The sequence below is a fragment of the Shewanella sp. SM101 genome, assembly GCF_025654465.1.
Taxonomy (GTDB): domain Bacteria; phylum Pseudomonadota; class Gammaproteobacteria; order Enterobacterales; family Shewanellaceae; genus Shewanella; species Shewanella oncorhynchi.
The window spans coordinates 1-5390 of sequence record NZ_JAKKRH010000091.1 but is presented as its reverse complement, the minus strand read 5'-3'; the positions used below and the strand labels follow the sequence as shown (position 1 = coordinate 5390).

The window sequence follows — 5390 nt, the reverse complement described above, 5'->3', positions numbered from 1 at the left end:
AAACAAAAAAGGAAGCCGAAGCTTCCTTTTCAAACTAATTTCTATCGCAATTAAGCGATGATTTTAGCTACTACACCAGCACCAACTGTACGACCACCTTCACGGATTGCGAAGCGTAAACCTTCGTCCATCGCGATTGGGCAAATCAGAGTCACTACCATTTTGATGTTGTCGCCAGGCATTACCATCTCTACGCCTTCTGGCAGTTCGATAGTACCGGTTACGTCAGTTGTACGGAAGTAGAACTGTGGACGGTAGCCTTTGAAGAATGGAGTRTGACGTCCGCCTTCTTCTTTTGACAGAACRTAAACTTCTGATTCAAAAGTCGTGTGTGGGTTGATTGAACCTGGTTTAGCCAATACTTGACCACGTTCTACGTCATCACGCTTAGTACCACGTAATAACACACCACAGTTCTCRCCTGCACGACCTTCGTCAAGCAGTTTACGGAACATTTCTACACCAGTACACGTTGTTTTAGTCGTTGTGCGAACACCAACGATTTCAACTTCGTCACCCACTTTAACAATACCACGCTCAACACGACCAGTAACTACTGTACCACGGCCTGAAATTGAGAATACGTCTTCGATTGGCAGTAGGAACGGCTTATCGATRTCACGTTGTGGTTCTGGAATGTAAGAATCCAGTGCTGCGGCTAATTCAAGGATCTTAGCTTCCCACTCTGGTTGACCTTCTAGGGCCTTCAGAGCTGAACCTTGGATTACTGGTAAATCATCACCTGGGAAATCGTATTCTGACAGAAGTTCACGCACTTCCATTTCAACCAATTCCAGTAACTCTTCGTCATCTACCATGTCACATTTGTTCATGAACACGATGATGAAAGGTACGCCAACCTGACGAGAAAGCAGGATGTGCTCACGAGTCTGTGGCATTGGACCGTCTGTAGARGCAACTACTAGAATCGCGCCGTCCATCTGTGCAGCACCAGTGATCATGTTTTTAACATAGTCAGCGTGGCCTGGGCAGTCTACGTGTGCGTAGTGACGTGAAGGCGTGTCATATTCGATGTGAGAGGTATTGATCGTAATACCGCGCTCACGCTCTTCTGGAGCGTTATCGATTTGAGAGAAGTCTTTAGCTTCGCCACCGTAGGTCTTAGCCAGTACGTGAGAGATAGCTGCAGTCAGTGTGGTTTTACCATGGTCAACGTGACCAATGGTGCCCACGTTTACATGGGGCTTAATACGTTCAAATTTAGCTTTAGCCATGGTAATGCCTCAGTCCAAGATTCTTGGTGATGAAAACTAACATATAGAAAAAATCCGATGCATTAAAATGACATCGAACCGATTATGTTTAGGTGTAGGAGCTAAATTTAGAGAGGCTGGTGCTGATAGGCAGATTCGAACTGCCGACCTCACCCTTACCAAGGGTGTGCTCTACCAACTGAGCCATATCAGCAACTAATTTGGAGCGGACAGCGGGAATCGAACCCGCGTTATCAGCTTGGAAGGCTGGAGTAATACCATTATACGATGTCCGCGCAACCTAACTAAGGCTACCTAACTACCTAGAAAAAAGTGGTGGAGGGAGAAGGATTCGAACCTTCGAAGGCTGAGCCGTCAGATTTACAGTCTGATCCCTTTGGCCACTCGGGAACCCCTCCACATAAAATGGTGCCGGCACCAAGAGTCGAACTCGGGACCTACTGATTACAAGTCAGTTGCTCTACCAACTGAGCTATGCCGGCATTATCATTTCGGAACGGGATATTAGGTAAATGCGCTCCCAAGTGCAAGTAAAAAACGCCTATTTACGTAAAAAAAGCGCTTGAACGGTGTTTTTTTACACGTTATCCAACTTTGACGGCCAATTAAACAGCGAATACATCAAACGGTAACGGAAACACGACTGCAATCACCCATTTAGTATTGTTCCAAATAATCTCATAGTGTACTGTGCCTTTCCTAAGCTGAGGAAAGCCAATGACTTCTAAAAATTCAATTCAAAAAGCACTCTATCTCGCCTTCGAGCGCCTGCAATGGTCTGAGTTACGAGATTCAGTGCCGTTGACACTGAGTGAGCAAGACTTGGAGAACCTTAGAGGCATAAATGAAAAGATTTCCTTATCGGAAGTGACCGATATTTATCTTCCCCTTAGCCGGCTACTGAATTTGATCGTTAAAGCTAAGCAACAACGAGGCTTAGTGGTTGATGAATTCCTCGGTCAAAAACCATCAAAAAGTCCTTATATCATTAGTATTGCTGGTAGTGTCGCCGTCGGGAAAAGCACCACAGCACGTATTTTGCAAGCTTTACTACGACACTGGCCTGAACACCCAAAAGTTGATTTGGTGACAACAGATGGTTTTTTGTATCCTCTGGCGGACTTAAAACGTAAAGGACTATTACAGCGTAAGGGATTTCCAGAAAGTTACGATATGAAAATGCTGGTTGAGTTTATCTCCGCCGTGAAATCCGGTCAGCCACATGTGAAAGCCCCTATCTATTCGCACGTCACCTATGACCGCGTTAAGAATCAGCATCAAACCGTTTCTCAGCCAGACATCTTAATTTTAGAAGGCTTGAATGTATTGCAGACTGGACTCGACTCCCCCGTTGATACCCGTCGTCCTTTCGTCTCCGATTTTGTCGACTTTTCTATTTATGTCGATGCAGAAGAACCCTTGCTAAAACAATGGTATAAAGAACGATTTTTGCAGTTCCGCTCTGGTGCATTCAGTGACAAAAAATCTTATTTTCATCACTATTCGACGCTAACGGATGATGAGGCCAATACGATTGCCGCCAATATTTGGGACACAATCAATGGCCCAAACCTACAACTTAACATTCAACCGACCCGTGAGAGAGCCCATTTGATCCTGCAGAAAGGTCAGGATCATTTGATGTCCCACGTGCTGATGCGCAAATAGCCTTATGTAAAATTGACTCTTGGGTACTTAGCGTGCCCTTAAGCTAATTTCACCGCCGATAAATGCTTGAACACCGTCGGCGGTTTCGAGCAATACTGCACCTTGCTCATCAACGCCTCGACAAATTCCTTCGACAGACTTTTCCCCCATAAGCAAACGTATTTCACGACCATAAAATAAGTCTGCGGCTTGCCAACGAGTCTTGAATGCAGCTAATCCTTCACGCTCAAATAGCTGAATATCACGCTTAAGCTGCTTCTGTAATGCAATAACAAGCGCCGTCTTGTCAGGCATATCGACCAACTCTGACAAATCACTCCAAGGCTGATCGATACCTTTACCTTGCTCCTCGGACATAGCCATATTCACACCAACACCTATGATAAGCTGGCACAGGCTATCAGCCTGCCCCGACATCTCAATCAAGATCCCGGCAAGCTTCTTGTTATCCAAATAGATGTCATTGGGCCACTTAACACCAATATTCTCGACGCCAAAAGATTTAAGCACTTCAACCAATGTACAGGCCACCACTAAACTTAATCCCATTGCCTGCGCCATTCCCTGCGGGAAAGTCCAAAACAGCGAGAAATATAAGTGATGCCCATAGGGCGACACCCAAGTTCGGCCTCGACGACCACGACCTGCGGATTGATACTCTGCCACACACACATCACCATTCTTCAATTCAGTAGTATGGTCCAGCATAAAGCCGTTAGTGCTTGCTATCTCATCAAAGTAAAAGCAACGGTTATCAATTGATTGCACTAAACGTGAAGCATCAATCAAAGAAATAGGATTCGCTAACTTATAGCCGCGACCTTTGACGCTATAAATTGCCACACCATAGGTTTCTAGCGCATCGATGTGCTTATTCACTGCGGCACGCGAAATCCCAAGTTCAGTGGCTAACTGCTCGCCAGAAACAAATTGCCCGCTAGATAATAAAGCTAATATCTGGCGTTTTCTTCCCCAATGATCAGACATGCAAATCTCCTTCGCCATTAGCCCCGATGATTCTAGGCTCGGCTTCTAGCACAACACCAAATTTATCCTGTACTTGCGCAATAACATGCAGCGCTAGGCGGCAAATATCATGCCCCGTTGCTCCGCCTCGATTCACTAACACTAAGGCTTGCTTGTCATGCACTGCCACATTGCCGAGCACAAAACCTTTCAGTCCCGCTTGCTCAATCAACCAGCCTGCAGCCAATTTCACTGTTGCATCCGCTTGTGCGTAGCCCACTATCGTCGGAAAACGCTGTGCTAAATCTAGATAACAGGCTGCGCTTACAATGGGGTTTTTAAAGAAACTGCCTGCATTGCCGAGCACAGCGGGATCAGGAAGCTTTTCACTTCGTACTTGGCATACACGCTCAAAAATCTCATGCGCTGTAACGGTTGCAGGATCAAACGATTGCAATGGACCATAGGCCAAACGCGGTTGCCAACGTTTAGCTAAGCGCAGCCCAACAGCTGTGATTACAGCGAGATTGCGCAATTTGTCTTTGAAAATAGACTCACGGTAAGCAAATTGACACTCAGCTGTGCTGATGCGTACAAACTCACCTGAGGGTAAATCAAGATACTCAACCCAATCACACACATCACATAGTTCAACACCATAAGCGCCAATATTCTGAATAGGTGCGGCACCAACCGTCCCAGGAATTAACGCCATATTCTCCAGCCCAAACATGCCATGCTCAAGCGTAAACTGAATTAACTCGTGCCAATTCTCACCCGCCTCAACTTCGAGATAAAACGCTTCTGTGTCTTCAGATACTTTTATCCCTTTCGATAAAATCCTGACAACTGTGCCGTTAAAGTCCTCCGTAAAGACCAGATTGCTACCACCACCAAGCACCAACATAGGCAATTGTTGTTGCCATAGTGACAGACATATCGCCTTAACAGCTTCTTTTGAGTGCGCCTCAACAAGATCCGCGCAAGACTGGGCCAAACCAAAGGAATTAAATGATTGAAGGCTATGAAATAGAGACATGTGTTTGTTCAATGACGACAAAAACGTATTGTAACTGCTAAAAGCGAGGATTGCAGCTCATGCTAGAGAAGATGGCAGGATGAAGAACAGAGAGAAAAGCAGGAAAATCACTCCAATTAACAAATTATAGACGCAAAAAAGCCAGCTTATTCAGCTGGCTTCGTTACATCTCAATGAGATAATTAGGCGCTTGGCGATGACCTACTCTCACATGGGGGTGAAATCATCGCGCTATAATACCAATTACATTAATTAACTGGTCAAAATTGTCCACGGTCTAGTACACAATTCTATCACTCTTGCTTTCTTCTCAATGAAGGTATTCCATGCGATAGAGCACTGTTCGACAATATCGTCATAACCACTAAAACAACGATTGGCCAACACATTTTGACGCAGCCATTGCCATACCTGCTCTATTGGATTCAACTCCGGTGAATAAGGTGGCAACTTGAGAAGCGTCAGATTATCAAAGTCATCGG

The 5390-nt window shown here is 45.3% G+C and carries 5 protein-coding genes and 4 tRNA genes; 1 reads left to right on the top strand and 8 read right to left on the bottom strand.

The window, feature by feature from the left end:
• Positions 1–50: 50 nt before the first annotated feature.
• The 5 genes from tuf to L5M38_RS23620 all read right to left on the bottom strand — a co-directional run bounded on the left by tuf (position 51) and on the right by L5M38_RS23620 (position 1717).
• Positions 51–1235: an elongation factor Tu gene (gene tuf, locus L5M38_RS23640; protein ID WP_105251028.1), complete on the bottom strand. Its 1185-nt coding sequence runs from the start codon at positions 1233–1235 to the stop codon at positions 51–53.
• 117 nt (positions 1236–1352) lie between these two features.
• A tRNA-Thr gene (locus tag L5M38_RS23635) sits at positions 1353–1428 on the bottom strand.
• 8 nt (positions 1429–1436) lie between these two features.
• A tRNA-Gly gene (locus tag L5M38_RS23630) sits at positions 1437–1510 on the bottom strand.
• A 38-nt stretch (positions 1511–1548) separates the two neighbouring features.
• Positions 1549–1633: transfer RNA gene (locus tag L5M38_RS23625), tRNA-Tyr, on the bottom strand.
• A gap of 8 nt (positions 1634–1641) precedes the next feature.
• Positions 1642–1717: transfer RNA gene (locus L5M38_RS23620), tRNA-Thr, on the bottom strand.
• A gap of 235 nt (positions 1718–1952) precedes the next feature.
• Between L5M38_RS23620 and coaA the strand changes: the two genes are divergently transcribed.
• On the top strand, positions 1953–2903 hold the full coding sequence (gene coaA / locus L5M38_RS23615) for a type I pantothenate kinase (protein WP_105251027.1): 951 nt from the start codon (positions 1953–1955) through the stop codon (positions 2901–2903).
• Positions 2904–2930: 27 nt separating this feature from the next.
• Here the strand turns inward: coaA and birA are convergent, their stop codons facing one another.
• The 3 genes from birA to L5M38_RS23600 form a co-directional block, all read right to left on the bottom strand.
• On the bottom strand, positions 2931–3890 hold the full coding sequence (gene birA, locus L5M38_RS23610; protein WP_168827728.1) for a bifunctional biotin--[acetyl-CoA-carboxylase] ligase/biotin operon repressor BirA: 960 nt from the start codon (positions 3888–3890) through the stop codon (positions 2931–2933).
• Positions 3883–4908, bottom strand: a complete 1026-nt coding sequence (murB, locus tag L5M38_RS23605) for a UDP-N-acetylmuramate dehydrogenase (protein ID WP_263170344.1) — start codon at positions 4906–4908, stop codon at positions 3883–3885. Before murB ends, birA begins: the two co-directional genes overlap by 8 nt.
• Before the next feature lie 252 nt (positions 4909–5160).
• The coding region (locus L5M38_RS23600; protein WP_263176513.1) for a transposase at positions 5161–5390 on the bottom strand (230 nt) is incomplete at its 5' end.

Excerpts from the sequence above, each read along its gene's own strand:
- coaA (WP_105251027.1), top strand. The coding sequence starts at position 1,953 with ATGACTTCTAAAAATTCAATTCAAAAAGCACTCTATCTCGCCTTCGAG.
- birA (WP_168827728.1), bottom strand. The coding sequence starts at position 3,890 with ATGTCTGATCATTGGGGAAGAAAACGCCAGATATTAGCTTTATTATCT.
- murB (WP_263170344.1), bottom strand. The coding sequence starts at position 4,908 with ATGTCTCTATTTCATAGCCTTCAATCATTTAATTCCTTTGGTTTGGCC.